14 protein-coding genes are annotated in these 13845 nt (G+C 73.0%); 9 read left to right on the forward strand and 5 right to left on the reverse strand.

Features of this window, described 5'->3' with window-relative positions; translation table 11 throughout:
• Positions 1-52: 52 nt before the first annotated feature.
• From ACFY2B_RS15500 to ACFY2B_RS15515, 4 genes are all read left to right on the forward strand, one after another.
• The gene (locus tag ACFY2B_RS15500) at positions 53-670 is read left to right on the forward strand and encodes a hypothetical protein (RefSeq protein ID WP_390763641.1); all 618 of its coding nucleotides are present in this window, start codon (positions 53-55) and stop codon (positions 668-670) included.
• 280 nt (positions 671-950) lie between these two features.
• The gene (locus tag ACFY2B_RS15505) at positions 951-1568 is read left to right on the forward strand and encodes a TetR family transcriptional regulator (RefSeq protein ID WP_390763642.1); all 618 of its coding nucleotides are present in this window, start codon (positions 951-953) and stop codon (positions 1566-1568) included.
• Positions 1569-1733: 165 nt separating this feature from the next.
• Positions 1734-3122: an aldehyde dehydrogenase family protein gene (locus tag ACFY2B_RS15510; protein ID WP_390763643.1), complete on the forward strand. Its 1389-nt coding sequence runs from the start codon at positions 1734-1736 to the stop codon at positions 3120-3122.
• A 15-nt stretch (positions 3123-3137) separates the two neighbouring features.
• Positions 3138-4220 (forward strand): Zn-dependent alcohol dehydrogenase, encoded by a 1083-nt coding sequence (locus ACFY2B_RS15515; protein ID WP_390763644.1) that lies wholly within the window; start codon positions 3138-3140, stop codon positions 4218-4220.
• Between the two features lie 93 nt (positions 4221-4313).
• On the opposite strand, the gene ACFY2B_RS15520 is transcribed toward ACFY2B_RS15515, so the two are convergent.
• Entirely contained in the window at positions 4314-5108 is a 795-nt protein-coding gene (locus ACFY2B_RS15520; protein WP_390763645.1) for an ArsR/SmtB family transcription factor, read from the reverse strand.
• 144 nt (positions 5109-5252) lie between these two features.
• Positions 5253-5897, reverse strand: coding sequence for a TetR/AcrR family transcriptional regulator (locus tag ACFY2B_RS15525; protein WP_390763646.1), 645 nt, complete (start codon positions 5895-5897; stop codon positions 5253-5255).
• Between the two features lie 113 nt (positions 5898-6010).
• Between ACFY2B_RS15525 and ACFY2B_RS15530 the strand changes: the two genes are divergently transcribed.
• The 3 genes from ACFY2B_RS15530 (at position 6011) to ACFY2B_RS15540 (ending at position 8265) form a co-directional block, all read left to right on the forward strand.
• Positions 6011-7162: an acyl-CoA dehydrogenase family protein gene (locus ACFY2B_RS15530; protein ID WP_390763825.1), complete on the forward strand. Its 1152-nt coding sequence runs from the start codon at positions 6011-6013 to the stop codon at positions 7160-7162.
• A gap of 117 nt (positions 7163-7279) precedes the next feature.
• Positions 7280-7567 carry a YiaA/YiaB family inner membrane protein gene (locus tag ACFY2B_RS15535; protein ID WP_390763647.1) on the forward strand — a complete coding sequence of 96 codons (288 nt, stop codon included), beginning with the start codon at positions 7280-7282 and terminating at the stop codon, positions 7565-7567.
• A gap of 74 nt (positions 7568-7641) precedes the next feature.
• A complete protein-coding gene (locus tag ACFY2B_RS15540) occupies positions 7642-8265 on the forward strand; it encodes a TetR/AcrR family transcriptional regulator (protein WP_390763648.1) in 624 nt (207 codons plus the stop codon).
• 54 nt (positions 8266-8319) lie between these two features.
• Here ACFY2B_RS15540 and ACFY2B_RS15545 read toward each other — a convergent pair whose 3' ends face one another.
• On the reverse strand, positions 8320-8781 hold the full coding sequence (locus tag ACFY2B_RS15545; RefSeq protein ID WP_390763649.1) for a MaoC family dehydratase: 462 nt from the start codon (positions 8779-8781) through the stop codon (positions 8320-8322).
• A gap of 122 nt (positions 8782-8903) precedes the next feature.
• Between ACFY2B_RS15545 and soxR the strand changes: the two genes are divergently transcribed.
• Positions 8904-9365, forward strand: coding sequence for a redox-sensitive transcriptional activator SoxR (gene soxR / locus ACFY2B_RS15550; RefSeq protein WP_390763650.1), 462 nt, complete (start codon positions 8904-8906; stop codon positions 9363-9365).
• Between the two features lie 121 nt (positions 9366-9486).
• On the opposite strand, the gene ACFY2B_RS15555 is transcribed toward soxR, so the two are convergent.
• Both ACFY2B_RS15555 and ACFY2B_RS15560 read right to left on the reverse strand, forming a co-directional pair.
• Positions 9487-9771 carry a hypothetical protein gene (locus ACFY2B_RS15555; protein ID WP_390763651.1) on the reverse strand — a complete coding sequence of 95 codons (285 nt, stop codon included), beginning with the start codon at positions 9769-9771 and terminating at the stop codon, positions 9487-9489.
• Positions 9772-10031: 260 nt separating this feature from the next.
• Positions 10032-10634 (reverse strand): hypothetical protein, encoded by a 603-nt coding sequence (locus ACFY2B_RS15560; RefSeq protein ID WP_390763652.1) that lies wholly within the window; start codon positions 10632-10634, stop codon positions 10032-10034.
• Positions 10635-10887: 253 nt separating this feature from the next.
• Here ACFY2B_RS15560 and ACFY2B_RS15565 point away from each other — a divergent pair, with 253 nt between their 5' ends.
• Complete coding sequence (locus ACFY2B_RS15565; protein ID WP_390763653.1) at positions 10888-13692, forward strand: penicillin acylase family protein; 2805 nt, start codon at positions 10888-10890, stop codon at positions 13690-13692.
• Positions 13693-13845 lie beyond the last annotated feature (153 nt).

The raw sequence follows: 13845 nt of genomic DNA on the forward strand, positions 1-13845 counted from the left end.
CCCGACTCCAGGGGGATCCGGGGTCCCGCACCCGTGTTCTACGCTCCCTCGCATGCCGTGGACCCGTGGAACGCTCAGCGCGCTCGCCGTCTGTGTCCTGCTGTCGGTCGGCGTGGCGGGATGCGGGACGGGTGCGGCGCACGACGGGGGCGGCGCGAAGCCGTCCGTGCCGGCGGGCCGGCTGCTCGACAAGAGGGACGACCAGGACCGGCGCTACCGCGAGGTGCCCGAGGACGGCGCACCCGGCGTCGGCATCGAGGTGACCCCGGACGCCGTCGGCGGCTGGGACGTACGGCTGACCGTCCACGACTTCCGGTTTTCGGCGGACGGCGCGACGGAGCGGGCCCGGACCGGGCGCGGTCTCGCCAACCTGTTCGTGGACGGCGAGCAGGTCGCCCGGCTGCGCACCCCGGGCCACCACCTCGCCGCCCGGCTCATCCCGCAGGGCACCCATCAGATCACCGCGCGCCTGTACGCCGACGACGGCACGGTGTGGGCGGTGCACGGCAAGGCGGTCGAGAGCACCGCCGACGTCACCGCGTCGGGGGCGGAGACCGGGTCCGGATCCGGCCCCGGATCCTTGCCGGCCGGCTCGCCGGGCGTCGGGACTGCCCCGGCCCCGACCGTCTCACCGGGCGCACCGGCGGTGGGGAGCGGCGCCGGCAAGTGAACCCGACGGACCCGGTGCCCGGCGAGACGGCGCGGCCCGGGGGAGCGGGGGCGGCCTTGAGGAGCGGGCGGCAGCCCTGGGGGGTGGTTCGGCCGGGAAATCGGGGCGGTCCTGAGGGTGGTTCGGCCGGGGGACCGGCGGCGACCCCGACGGGTGCCGCGTCCAGGGGGAGCGGTGCGGTGCGGCGGTCGTGCGCAAGGGCGCGGGTGGGGGTGGACGCACGGGCCGTCGACCTCCGTACTGTGGGGAGAGGTTCACCGGATTCCGCCCGAAAGGCATCATGAAGCCCGTGCCCGACGCGACATCGCTGCGCCGCGCCCCCGTCCAGCGGCGCAGTGCCGAGCGGCTGACCAGGATCCTGGACGCCTGCGCCGACCTCCTCGACGAGGTCGGCTACGACGCCCTCAGCACCCGGGCCGTCGCGGCGCGCGCCGGCGTGCCCATCGGCTCCGTGTACCGCTTCTTCGGCAACAAACGGCAGCTGGCGGACGCCCTCGCCCAGCGCAACCTCGAACGCTACTCCGAGCGCGTCACCCGGCGCCTGAAGGGCGCCCGGCCGGGCGGCTGGCGGGCGGCCGTGGACGCCGTGCTGGACGAGTACCTGGCCATGAAGCGCACCGCGCCCGGCTTCTCCCTGGTGGACTTCGGCAACCAGATCCCGGTGGGCGACCGGCCCGCGGAGCCCAACCACCGCGTCGCGGAGAACCTCACCGCCCTGCTCGCCGGCTATCTCGGCCGCGTCCCCGACGCGGAGTTGCGACGGATCTTCCTGGTCGCCGTGGAGACCGCCGACACCCTCGTGCACCTCGCCTTCCGGGTGGCCCCGGAGGGCGACGAGGCGATCATCGCCGAGACCCGGGAACTGCTGCGCGCGTATCTGGCGCGGGTGCTGGACTGACGGCCGGGGCGTGCGGACGGATTCCGGGTCCGTCCCGCCACCACCGACCGCCACCGGCCGTCGTCGGCGCCGGTCCCGTCCCGGGCGACGCCCCACGACCCCTGGCGCCAGAAAACTAACATCGCTAGTTTGTGGTCGGACGACCGGCCGCCAGGAGGACGCACCATGAAGGCACACGACGCCCTGTACATCGACGGCGCCTGGCGCCCCGCCGCGGGCCGGGACGTGATCGAGGTGGTGAACCCCGTCGACGAACAGGTCGTCGGCCGGGTCCCGGCGGGCACCGCCCCGGACGTCGACACCGCCGTGCGCGCCGCCCGGGCCGCCCTCCCCGGGTGGGCGGCGACCGCGCCCGCCGACCGCGCCGCCCGGCTGGCCGCCCTGCGGGACGTCCTGACCGCCCGCAAGGAGGAGATCGCGGAGACGGTCACCGCGGAACTGGGCGCGCCGCTGGAGTTCTCCCGTGCCGTCCACGCGGGCCTGCCGATCTCGGTCGCCGGTTCGTACGCCGAACTGGCCGCGACCCACGTCTTCGAGGAGCGGGTCGGCAACTCGGTCGTCCACCACGAACCCGTCGGCGTCGTCGGCGCGATCACCCCCTGGAACTACCCCCTCCATCAGATCGTCGCCAAGGTCGCCCCGGCGCTGGCCGCGGGCTGCACGGTGGTCCTCAAACCGGCCGAGAACACCCCGCTCGTCGCCCAGCTGTTCGCCGGGGCGGTGCACGAGGCGGGCCTGCCCGCGGGCGTGTTCAACCTGGTCACCGGGCTCGGCCCGGTCGCCGGACAGGCCCTCGTCGAGCACCCGGGCGTCGACCTGGTCTCCTTCACCGGCTCCAGCGCCGTGGGCCGGCGGATCGGCGCCGCCGCGGGCGCGGCCGTCAAGAAGGCCGCCCTCGAACTCGGCGGCAAGTCCGCCAACGTCATCCTGCCCGGCGCCGACCTCGCCCGGGCCGTGGCCGTCGGCGTCGCCAACGTGATGGCCAACTCCGGGCAGACGTGCAGCGCCTGGACCCGGATGCTCGTGCACACCGACCAGTACGACGAGGCCGTGGCGCTGGCGACGACCGCGGCGGCCAAGTACGGCGACCGCATCGGCCCGGTGGTCAGCGCCGAGCAGCGGGCCCGGGTGCGCGCTCACATCGAGCGCGGGAGGGCCGAGGGCGCCCGGCTGGCCGCGGGCGGCGCCGACGCCCCGCGCGAGAAGGGCTACTTCGTACGCCCCACGGTGTTCGCAGACGTGACACCGGAGATGAGCATCGCGCAGGAGGAGATCTTCGGCCCGGTCCTCACGATCCTCCGCTACGCCGACGAGGAGGACGCGCTGCGCATCGCCAACGGCACGGTCTACGGCCTGGCCGGCGCCGTCTGGGCGGGCGACGAGGCACGGGCGGTGGCCTTCGCGCGGCGCATGGACACCGGACAGGTCGACATCAACGGCGGCCGGTTCAATCCGCTCGCCCCCTTCGGCGGCTACAAGCAGTCCGGAGTGGGCCGGGAACTGGGCGCGCACGGGCTCGCCGAGTACCTCCAGACCAAGTCACTCCAGTTCTGAGGGAGTTCAGCAGCCATGGCCGTACGAGCCGCCGTCCTGCCCGCCGTCGGGGCCCCGCTGGAGATCACCGAGATCGACCTGCCGGACCCCGGTCCCGGCCGGGTCCGGGTGCGCCTGGCGGCCGTCGGCGTCTGCCACTCCGACCTGTCCCTGTCCGACGGCACCATGCGGGTGCCGGTCCCGGCCGTCCTCGGCCATGAGGGCGCGGGCACGGTCGTCGCCGTGGGCGAAGGGGTCACCGGGGTCGCGCCCGGCACCCCCGTCGTCCTCAACTGGGCCCCGTCCTGCGGCCGCTGCCACGCCTGTGCGCTCGGTGAGGTGTGGCTGTGCGCCAACGCCCTGAACGGCGCCGCCGAGGTGTACGCCCGCACCGTGACCGGCACCGACCTGCATCCCGGCCTCAACGTGGCCGCGTTCGCCGAGGAGACGGTGGTCCCGGCCGCCTGCGTGCTGCCGGTGCCCGACGGAGTGCCGCTCGCCGAGGCCGCCCTCCTCGGCTGCGCCGTCCTGACCGGCTACGGCGCCGTGCACCACGCGGCGCGGGTGCGGCCGGGGGAGACGGTCGCGGTGTTCGGGGCCGGCGGAGTGGGCCTCGCCGCACTCCAGGCGGCGCGGATCGCGGGCGCCGCGCGGATCGTCGCCGTCGACGCCTCCCCGCACAAGGAGGAACTGGCGCGCGGCGCGGGCGCCACCGACTTCCTCCTCGCCGACGCCACCGTTCCCCGCCGGATCCGGGCCCTCACCGACAAGCAGGGCGTCGACGTCGGCATCGAGTGCGTGGGCCGTGCGGCCACCATCCGGGCCGCCTGGGAGTCAACCCGCCGCGGCGGCCGGACCACGGTGGTCGGCATCGGCGGCAAGGACGAGCAGGTCACCTTCAACGCCCTGGAGATCTTCCACTGGGGCCGTACCCTGACCGGCTGCGTCTACGGCAACAGCGACCCGGCCCGCGACCTGCCGCTCCTCGCCGAGCACGTACGCGCCGGCCGGCTGGACCTGTCCGCGCTGGTGACGGACCGCATCGCCCTGGCGGACATCCCGGCGGCCTTCGACAACATGCTGACGGGCAGGGGCGGCCGGGCGCTGGTGCTCCTGTGAGCGCCGAGCCGGTACCGCGCTGACGTGCCGCTCGGCGCGGCCGTGCCGGACCGGCAGGGCGCAGGGTGGCGGGGCGATGCCCGGCAGTTTGGCTCAGCGCAGTGTGCCGGGGGCGATGCCCAGCAGTCGCGACAGCGCGTGTTCGCCGGCGTCCGTCACCTTCACGGCGCGCCCGGAGCCGATGCGCACGCACCAGCCCGCGTGCAGGGCGTGCCGGCACAGTTCGGCGCCCGCGACGCCCGCCAGGTGGGGGCGGCGCTCGGTCCAGTCGAGGCAGGCACGGGCCAGCGGCCGGCGGCCGGTGCGCGGCAGCCCGATGCCGACGTCGCCGAACCACCGGTGCCCCGCGTCCGTGAGCGCGAACCCGCTGGTCCGCTCCGCCTGCGCCGGTCGTGGCGCCGCCGCGACCGGTACGGGGGGACCGGCCGCGGCGGCGTCCGTCGGACCGCCGGTGACCCCGAGCAGCCCGCGCCCGGTCAGCGCGTCGGTGATCGCGATGCCGAGCCGCCCGGCGAGGTGGTCGTAGCAGGTGCGCCCGCGGGCCAGCGCGGATCCGGCGCCCGCCTCCCGCAGCGTGCGCGGGCGCCGTGCCGCCGCCTCGGGGCCGACCCGGGCGGTCAGCTCCTCGACGAGCTGGGCCACCCGCTCGTCGGCGAGCCGCACATACCGATGCCGCCCTTGCCGTTCCTCGGCGAGCAGCCCGCCCGCGACCAGCTTGCCCAGGTGCTCGCTGAGCGTGGACGCGGCGACCCCGGCGTGCCGGGCGAGTTCGCCGTTGGTCCAGGCCCTCCCGTCCAGCAGAGCCAGCAGACAGGCCGCCCGGGTCTCGTCGGCGAGCAGTCCGGCGAGCGCCGCGAGTCCCGGGGCCCGAGGGTCTTCGACGGTCATGTCCCCAGGATCACCCATGGACGGTTCGGCCGCCGCCGAACCGTCACCGCACCGGCCTGCCGCATCGCCGCCCGGGTCCCCGTCACCGCGTCGCCCGCACCGTCACCGCACCGGGTTCGCCGTGGCCCCCACCCGGCCGTGCCGTCACCGCGCCGGCCGCGCGACCCGCTCGTACTGCTGTGCCAGCCCGTCCAGCAGGGCCGTCAGCCCCGTCTCGAAGGCCCGCTCGTCGATCTTCTCCTGCTGTTCGGCCAGGCGGTGGGCCTGTCCCAGGTGCGGGTAGTCGGCGGGGTCGTAGGCGCTCTCGTCGTCCACGAATCCCCCGGCGAACGAGCCGAGCGCCGAGCCCATGACGAAGTACCGCATCAGCGCGCCGATGGAGGTGGCCTGCGCGGGCGGCCAGCCGGCGTCGACCATCGCGCCGTAGACGGCGTCGGCGAGGCGCAGCGCCGCGGGCCGGCGGCCGGGACCGCGCGCGAAGACGGGGACGAGGTGGGGGTGGTCGCGCAGGGCGGCCCGGTAGGAGACGGCCCAGTCGTGCAGCGCGGCCCGCCAGTCCCGGCCGTCCTCGAACATCGACAGGTCGACCTGGCCGCTGACCGAGTCGGCGACCGCCTCCAGGATCTCGTCCTTGGTGCGGAAGTGGTTGTAGAGCGAGGGCCCGCTCACGCCGAGTTCGGCGGCGAGCCGGCGGGTCGAGACGGCCGCGAGGCCCTCCGCGTCCACGAGTTCCCGTGCCGTCCGGACGATCCGGTCGGTGCTGAGGAGGGGCTTGCGCGGTCGGGCCATGGCGCACATAGTAGGGCTGAGACAAAAAACTAGCAGTGGTAATTTAAAGTCCTGGTGTGGCACGGCAGGGCCGTCGCGTTCAGGAATCCGTCTTCCGCAGGGGTGATCTCGTGGTGAACCTGGGACTCAGCGAGGAGCAGACCGCCGTCCGGCAGCTCGCGCGGGACTTCGTGGAGCGCGAGATCACCCCCCACGCCACCGCCTGGGACCGGGCCGAGGAGGTGGACCGGGGCATCGTGAAGAAGCTCGGCGAGGTCGGCTTCCTCGGCCTCACCGTCGACGAGGAGTACGGCGGATCGGGCGGCGACCACCTGGCGTACTGCCTGGTCACGGAGGAGCTGGGCCGTGGCGACTCCTCGGTCCGCGGCATCGTGTCCGTCTCCCTCGGGCTGGTCGCGAAGTCGGTGGCGGCCTGGGGGAGCGAGGAGCAGAAGCGCCGCTGGCTGCCGGGGCTGACGTCCGGCGGGTACCTCGGCTGCTTCGGTCTGACCGAACCGGGCACCGGTTCCGACGCGGGCAACCTGACCACCCGGGCGGTGCGCGACGGCGACTGCTACGTCGTCAACGGCACCAAGACCTTCATCACGAACGGCACCTGGGCCGACGTCGTCCTTCTCTTCGCCCGCTCCACGGACGCACCCGGCCACAAAGGCGTCTCCGCCTTCCTGGTGCCCACCGACACCCCGGGCCTGACCCGCCGCGCCATCCACGGAAAGCTCGGCCTGCGCGGCCAGGCGACGGCCGAACTGGTCCTGACGGATGTCCGCGTCCCGGCCTCGGCGATGCTGGGCCCGGAGGGCAAGGGCTTCGCGGTCGCGATGTCGGCGCTCGCCAAAGGGCGGATGTCGGTGGCGGCGGGCTGCGTCGGCATAGCCCAGGCCGCGCTGGACGCGGCCGTCGGCTATGCCGGGGAACGCGAGCAGTTCGGCGTGCCCATCGCCCGCCACCAACTGGTCCAGGAGCTGATCAGCGACATCGCCGTCGACGTGGACGCGGCCCGGCTGCTGACCTGGCGGGTGGCCGACCTGATCGACCGCGGACTGCCGTTCGCCGTGGAGTCCTCCAAGGCCAAACTCTTCGCCTCCGAGGCGGCCGTCCGCGCCGCCGGCAACGCCCTTCAGGTCTTCGGCGGCTACGGCTACATCGACGAGTTCCCGGCGGGCAAACTGCTGCGCGACGCCCGGGTGATGACCCTCTACGAGGGCACCAGCCAGATCCAGAAGCTGCTCATCGGCCGGGCGCTGACGGGGGTTTCGGCGTTCTGAGCGCCGGGGGTGCCGACGAGTGCGGGGTGCCGGTGCGCCGCGGGCACCGATGCGTGAGCAGCCGTCTGAGTATCCGGACGGATGCGCCGTGCGCCGGGCGTGCCGAAGCTCGTCCCTATGAGCGACACACCGGTCAAGCAGCAGAGCACCACCGCGTTCTACGGCCAGGCCGTGGCCTCCTTCGCCGTGGCCCTGGCGGCGACCGCCGCCGGCATCTACCACCTGCGTACCGACGGCTGGGTGCGCGCCTTCCTCGGGGTCGCGGTCCTGTACCTGGTGACCTCCGCCTTCACCCTGGCGAAGGTGATCCGGGACCGCCAGGAGGCCGGGCGGATCGTCAGCCGGGTCGACCAGGCCCGGCTGGAAAAGCTGCTCGCCGAGCACGATCCCTTCGAGAAGCTCTGAGCGGGCACGCTAAGCGCTCGCTCATCCTCGGGCGGTATGGTGTAGCTCCTGTCACCGAGAGGGGCGAACGAGCGATGAGTACGGCGCAGGAGACGGCCGGCGGCGAGGCCGAGCCGTGGGACGAGGTCACCCCTGACGCGGCCCGGCGGCTGCTCGTCGCCGCCGTGGACGCCTTCGCCGAGCGGGGCTACCACGCGACGACGACCCGTGACATCGCGGGCCGTGCCGGCATGAGCCCGGCCGCGCTCTACATCCACTACAAGACCAAGGAAGAACTCCTCCACCGGATCAGCCGCATCGGCCACGACAAGGCGCTGGACATCCTGCGCACGGCCGCGCGGGGCCCGGGCAGCGCCACGGAGCGGCTGGCCGACGCGGTGAGTTCCTTCGTCCGCTGGCACGCCGGACGGCGGACCACCGCGCGGGTCGTGCAGTACGAACTGGACGCGCTCGGCCCGGACGCCCGCGCCGAGATCCTCGCGCTGCGCCGCCAGGTCGACGCCGAGGTGCGCGGGATCGTCCAGGACGGCGTGGCGTCCGGTGAGTTCGACGTCCTCGACGTGCACGGCACGACCCTCGCGGTGCTGTCCCTGTGCATCGACGTGGCCCGCTGGTTCAACGTGGACGGCCCCCGCACCCCCGAGGAGGTCGGCGCGCTCTACGCCGGCCTCGTGCTGCGGATGGTCGGGGCCGAGTAGGCCCCGGTCCGCCGGGCGGTGCCCGACGGCCGCGCCGGTCGCCGAGGTGCGGTCTCAGAGGTAGTAGCGGGAGACCGACTCCGCCACACAGACCGGCTTGTCGCCGCCCTCCCGCTCCACGGTGAAGACGACGGTCAGCTGGACACCGCCGGCGACGTCCTCGGCGCCGGTGATCCGCGCGGTGGCGCGCAGCCGGGACCCGACCGGGACGGGCGCGGGGAACCGCACCTTGTTGGTGCCGTAGTTGACGCCCATCGTCGCGCCGTCCACCCGGAGCAGCTGCGGGCTGAAGAGGGGCAGCAGCGACAGCGTCAGATACCCGTGCGCGATGGTGCCGCCGAACGGCCCGGCGGCGGCCTTCTCCGGGTCGACGTGGATCCACTGGTGGTCACCGGTGGCCTCCGCGAACAGGTCGATCCGCTTCTGGTCGACCTCCAGCCAGTCGGTGTGTCCCAGCTGCTCGCCCACGGCCGCCTTCAGCTCGTCGGCGGAGGTGAAGATCCTAGGTTCTGCCATGTTCCTCGTCCCGGCCTCTCCTGTTCGGCATCGCTCGCCTCTAAGCGACTGCTTAGTATGGTCGGGTCGGGGGACAATGTCAACGGCAGCGCCCGGCCGGAGCGGTGGGTAGGCTCTGCGGGGTGCCCCAGATCACGGAGAAGATCCATGAGTTGAGCGTCGGCCAGTTGTCCGCGCGCAGCGGCGCCGCCGTCTCGGCCCTGCACTTCTACGAGTCCAAGGGGCTCATCAGCAGCCGCCGGACCGCCGGCAACCAGCGCCGCTACACCCGTGACACCCTGCGCCGCGTCGCCTTCGTCCGGGCCGCCCAGCGGGTCGGCATCCCGCTGGCCACGATCCGCCAGGCCCTCGCCGAACTCCCCGAGGAACGCACCCCGACCCGCGAGGACTGGGCCCGGCTCTCGCAGGCGTGGCGCTCCGAGCTGGACGAGCGGATCAGCCAGCTGAACCGGCTCCGCGACCGCCTCACCGAGTGCATCGGCTGCGGCTGCCTCTCGCTGGAGGGCTGCGTCCTGTCGAACCCGGACGACGCGTTCGGCGCCCGCGGCTCCGGGTCCCGTCTGATGGCGGAACGCGAGCGCTGAGCAGGGAGCGCGGGGTGCTGAGCGCTGCGCGGGCCGTGGCCGCCATCTGGCCCGTGCGCCACGACGGCGCCGTGACCGCTCGCTCCCGGCGGCGCGGGCGTGACTGCCTGCTCCCGGGCAATCATCCGCCCCGGGCCCGGCTGCGGCGGTACTCGGTGAGGCCGGCCCTGACCAACTCGGCGTCGCAGCGGGCCGGTTGTCCGTCAGGCAGCAGCAGGGTGTCCTCCAGGCCGATGCGCGTGGCCGGCCCCAGCCGTCCGGCCGACCGCAGCACCGGCCATACGCCCAGGTCCGCCGCTCCGGCCGCGGCCGCCTCGGCCGCGGAGCGCGCGATCGCCTCCCGGGGCAGCGGCACACCCGCACCGTCGGCACTCCCGCGCCGCCCGTTGAGACGCACCTGCACCATGCCTCGAAGATGCCGGTCGGCACCGGCGGAGTCTCCTCACAGTCGCGTCGACACCGTGATGTCCCGACGAACCGACCGGAAAAGCCCGCCGGGAATGAGGCTTGGCGCATTACATGAGAACAAACAGAAGAGTTTGGTGAATTGGAGTGGAATGAGCTGAATGTTCAGAAATGGGCCTGACATAAAGGTGTGGACAGGACAAGGTGGTTCGGGTCGGGCCGGGACAGGGGGTGCGGCATCCCCGGCGCACCCCCGGTCGGTCAGGCCGACATGAGCAGCCGCCCGCGCCGCGCGTACGCCAGCGCCTCGGGCGTGAGCACGGGTCGCGGTACGAGAATCCCGCATTCCGTGCAGACCGGGCCGGATGAGGGTTCGTGGTCGAGGTCGTACTTCCAGACGAGGCGTTCTCCTGCGCACACCGGGCAGCTCGATCCCGGCGCGCGGTTCAGTGCGGCGATCAGCCGCCGCAGTACTTCGGCCAGTGGTTCACGGGGGTGGACCCGCGGGTCGTCGCACCAGGCGACCCCGAATCCGCCCCAGGTCAGCCGGTGCCAGTCGTCCACGCTGCCCGGCCGGCGCAGCCCGTCCTGCTTCTCCCTCCTGCGGCGCTGGGCGAACTCCCCCTCGTAGCCCAGCCAGACCGCGCGTGCCTCTTCCAGCTCCTCCAGCGCGGCCACCAGACGCGCCGGATCGGGAGATCGGTCCTCCGGGTCGAACCCGGCCCGCGAGCACAGATGGTCCCACGTCGCTCTGTGCCCATAAGGGGCGAAACGCTCAAGGCACTTGCGGAGCGAGTAGCGCCGCAGCGCCAGGTCGCACCGCGGGTCGCCCACCTGTCTCGCCAGACTCCGGAAACCAGCCATCGCTCTGCACCTCCGTCACACCTGCACCTGTTTTTCGGTCGTTTCGGCGTCGTGGTCGGAACTCGCGCGACGTCGCCGAATAGACGTACCGATGCGCGATTCGGCTCCATCCGATTTCCGATGCCCGCCATAAGGCGCCCCCGCTTGACGGCGGACAACGGCTGCGGCGACTCCGAAAAGTGACGCATGTTCATCTTCACTCTCGGGGATACCGGCGGTAACGTCCGGCCAACCCCCGTCGGTAGGAGCTGCCATGGCACGGCGCACCCCACACAACGTGTTGTTCGACAAACTGAGAACTCCCGGCAGACGCGCCGGGTTCCTGAAGACGGCGTCCGTATGTGCTCTGATCGCAGGTCTGCTCTCCCCGCTCACCCAGCAGGTGGCGGCGGCGGAGCCGGCGGCGACCCGGGCGGCGGCCGCCAACGACTACTGCGGCGGACAGTGTTCCGACATCCTCCCGCCCGGCCAGAACGGCAACGCGACCCTCGCGCAGATCCTGCTCAACCAGGCATTCGGCACCCAGCCCGACCACGCCGAGGACCAGCTCGGCCCCTACGCCAACCTGGCCACGGGCTACTCCGGGCTCACCGACGCGAAGATCAACACCTTCTTCAACGACGCGTCGTTCGGGGTCGCCGCCGACCAGGTCGCCTCCAGCGAGAAGCCGGCCGGCCGCACCGACGTGACGATCGTCCGGGACAAGAAGACCGGCGTACCGCACATCACCGGCACCACCCGCTACGGCACCGAGTTCGGAGCCGGCTACGCGGCCGCTCAGGACCGGCTGTGGCTGATGGACCTCTTCCGCCATGTCGGCCGCGGCCAGTTGACCTCCTTCGCGGGCGGCGCCGCCGCCAACCAGGGCCTTGAGCAGCAGTTCTACCGCAGCGCCCCCTACACGGAGGCGGACCTACAGGCCCAGATCGACAGCGCCGTCGCCCAGAACGGCGCCCGCGGGCAGCAGGCCCTCGATGATGTCAACGCCTACATCGCCGGTATCAACGCCTACATCGACGCCTCCGACAGCGGCCGCTACTTCCCCGGCGAGTACGTGCTGACCGGCCACAAGGACGCGATCACCAACGCCGGCACCATCGACCACTTCAAGGTCACCGACCTGGTGGCGCTCGCCTCCGTCGTCGGCTCGCTGTTCGGCGCCGGCGGCGGCGGCGAGGTCGGCAACGCGCTCTCCCTGATGGCCGCCCAGTCCAAGTTCGGCGTCGAGGAGGGCACCCGGGTCTGGGAGTCCTTCCGCGAGCGCAACGACCCCGAGGCCGTCCTCACCGTGCACAACGGCGAGAGTTTCCCGTACGCCACCAAGCCCGCCGACGCGAAGGGCGAGGCCCTGCCCGACGCGGGCTCGGCCGTCCAGGAACCGCTGGTCTACGACCGCACCGGCAGCGCCGCCTCCGCGAGCGCCGAAGGCACCTCGGCCAAGGCCGCCGACACGGTGCTCGGTTCCGCCCGGCGCGGCATGTCCAACGCGCTGGTGGTGAGCGGCAAGCACACGGCGAGCGGAAAGCCGATAGCCGTCTTCGGACCGCAGACCGGCTACTTCGCGCCCCAGCTGCTCATGCTCCAGGAGATCCAGGGCCCCGGCATCAGCGCCCGCGGCGCCTCCTTCGCGGGTCTGAGCATGTACGTCGAACTGGGCCGCGGCCAGGACTACGTGTGGAGCGCCACGACCTCGGGCCAGGACATCATCGACAGCTACGCCGTCGAACTCTGCCAGGACGACTACCACTACCTGTACCACGGCACCTGTACCGCGATGGAGAAGATCGAGCAGAAGAACTCCTGGACGCCGACCGTCGCCGACGGCACCGCGGCCGGGTCGTACACGATGCGGGTCTGGCGCACGAAGTACGGACCCGTCGAGTACCGGGCGACCGTCGGCGGCAAGAAGGTCGCCTACACCAGCCTGCGCTCCTCCTACCAGCACGAAGTCGACTCGATCATCGGCTTCCAGATGCTGAACGACCCGGACTACGTGAAGGGCCCGGCGGACTTCCAGGCCGCGGCGCAGCACATCAACTACACCTTCAACTGGTTCTACGCCGACGCGCAGCACACCGCGTACTACAACAGCGGCAGCAACCCGGTGCGGGCGAGCGGTGTGGACGGCGAGTTCCCGGTGTGGGCGCAGCCCGCGTACGAGTGGCGGGGCTGGAACCCGGCGGGCAACACCGCCGACTACACACCGCCCGCCCAGCACCCCAACTCCGTCGACCAGGACTACTACATCTCCTGGAACAACAAGCAGGCCAAGGACTACGCGGCGGCCTCCTGGGGCGAGGGCTCGGTGCACCGCGGCAACCTCCTCGACGACCGGGTGAAGAAACTGGTCCAGGCCGGCGGGGTCACCCGTGCGTCGCTGGTGAAGGCGATGGCGGACGCGGCGCTCGCCGATCTGCGCGCCGAGGACGTGCTGCCCGACCTGCTGAAGGTGATCAACAGCTCGCCGGTCACGGACTCCACGGCCGCGGCGGCGGTGAGCAGCCTCCAGACGTGGCTGACGGCGGGCGCCAAGCGCACCGAGACGTCCGCGGGTTCGAAGACGTACGCGAACACCGACGCCGTCCGGATCCTGGACGCCTGGTGGCCACTGCTGGCGAAGGCCGAGTTCGAACCCGGTCTGGGCAGCGACCTGTACACCGCGTTCACGAACAACCTGTCGGTGGACGAGGCGCCGTCGGCCGGGCACGGCCCGACCGGATCGCACGCGGGCAGCTCCTTCCAGTACGGCTGGTGGAGCTATGTCGACAAGGACATCCGCGCGGTGCTCGGTGAGCCCGTGCAGGGGCCGCTCGCCCAGAGGTACTGCGGCGGCGGCAGCCTCAGCGCCTGCCGGGACGCCCTGATCAGCACGCTCAAGCAGGCGGCCGGCCTGCCCGCGGCCCAGGTCTACCCGGGCGACGACCTGTGCTCGGCGGGCGACCAGTGGTGCGCCGACTCGATCAACCAGCGCACCCTGGGCGGCATCAAGCACGGCACCATCAGCTGGCAGAACCGTCCGACCTACCAGCAGGTGGTGGAGTTCACCTCGCACCGGTGATCCGACGGTGACAGCGACGGCGGCGGGGCGCGGGGCGCGGGCCCCCCCCCGGGCCCCCCGGCCCCGCCCCCCCCGGGGGGGCGCGGGGGGGGGGGGCGCCCCCCGCCCCCCCCCCCGGGGCCCGCCCGGGACCCGGGGGCCGGCGGGGACCGC

It is taken from the genome of Streptomyces sp. NPDC001270 (assembly GCF_042896695.1).
Taxonomy (GTDB): domain Bacteria; phylum Actinomycetota; class Actinomycetes; order Streptomycetales; family Streptomycetaceae; genus Streptomyces.

Bases quoted from the DNA above. Each gene is read 5' to 3' on its own strand.
- ACFY2B_RS15510 (WP_390763643.1), top strand. From the start codon at position 1,734: ATGAAGGCACACGACGCCCTGTACATCGACGGCGCCTGGCGCCCCGCC.
- ACFY2B_RS15555 (WP_390763651.1), bottom strand. From the start codon at position 9,771: ATGGTGCAGGTGCGTCTCAACGGGCGGCGCGGGAGTGCCGACGGTGCG.
- ACFY2B_RS15525 (WP_390763646.1), bottom strand. From the start codon at position 5,897: ATGGCCCGACCGCGCAAGCCCCTCCTCAGCACCGACCGGATCGTCCGG.
- ACFY2B_RS15505 (WP_390763642.1), top strand. From the start codon at position 951: ATGAAGCCCGTGCCCGACGCGACATCGCTGCGCCGCGCCCCCGTCCAG.
- ACFY2B_RS15560 (WP_390763652.1), bottom strand. From the start codon at position 10,634: ATGGCTGGTTTCCGGAGTCTGGCGAGACAGGTGGGCGACCCGCGGTGC.
- ACFY2B_RS15540 (WP_390763648.1), top strand. From the start codon at position 7,642: ATGAGTACGGCGCAGGAGACGGCCGGCGGCGAGGCCGAGCCGTGGGAC.
- ACFY2B_RS15515 (WP_390763644.1), top strand. From the start codon at position 3,138: ATGGCCGTACGAGCCGCCGTCCTGCCCGCCGTCGGGGCCCCGCTGGAG.
- ACFY2B_RS15565 (WP_390763653.1), top strand. From the start codon at position 10,888: ATGGCACGGCGCACCCCACACAACGTGTTGTTCGACAAACTGAGAACT.
- ACFY2B_RS15500 (WP_390763641.1), top strand. From the start codon at position 53: ATGCCGTGGACCCGTGGAACGCTCAGCGCGCTCGCCGTCTGTGTCCTG.
- ACFY2B_RS15520 (WP_390763645.1), bottom strand. From the start codon at position 5,108: ATGACCGTCGAAGACCCTCGGGCCCCGGGACTCGCGGCGCTCGCCGGA.
- ACFY2B_RS15535 (WP_390763647.1), top strand. From the start codon at position 7,280: ATGAGCGACACACCGGTCAAGCAGCAGAGCACCACCGCGTTCTACGGC.
- ACFY2B_RS15545 (WP_390763649.1), bottom strand. From the start codon at position 8,781: ATGGCAGAACCTAGGATCTTCACCTCCGCCGACGAGCTGAAGGCGGCC.